Here is a 228-nt window from a genome sequence, read left to right as displayed (position 1 = left end):
ACTGCAGGCAGACAACCCGGTCCTCATGGCCGCCACCTTGGACACCGCCCAACTGCGTGCCTCCGTCGCCACCGAGGTAGACGCCCTCTCACTGCCCACCCCCCTGCGGGGCCTGCTGCCGGCCACACCCTCCCGCACCACCCGCCGCCAAGCCCACCACCACGACCCACACGACACCAGCTCCCTCCGCACCCACCTCACCACCCTCACCCAAGAACAGCAGCTGGA

General features: G+C 70.2%; 1 protein-coding gene. It reads left to right on the top strand.

All coding sequences use genetic code 11. The features are described 5' to 3' along the window. Window positions 1-25: 25 nt before the first annotated feature. The coding region (locus tag LG396_RS39045) for a hypothetical protein (RefSeq protein WP_225798350.1) at window positions 26-228 on the top strand (203 nt) is incomplete at its 3' end.

Source organism: Streptomyces aculeolatus, from assembly GCF_020400605.1.
In the GTDB taxonomy this organism is placed as follows: domain Bacteria; phylum Actinomycetota; class Actinomycetes; order Streptomycetales; family Streptomycetaceae; genus Streptomyces; species Streptomyces aculeolatus.
This window is presented reverse-complemented; position numbering and strand designations above follow the sequence as displayed.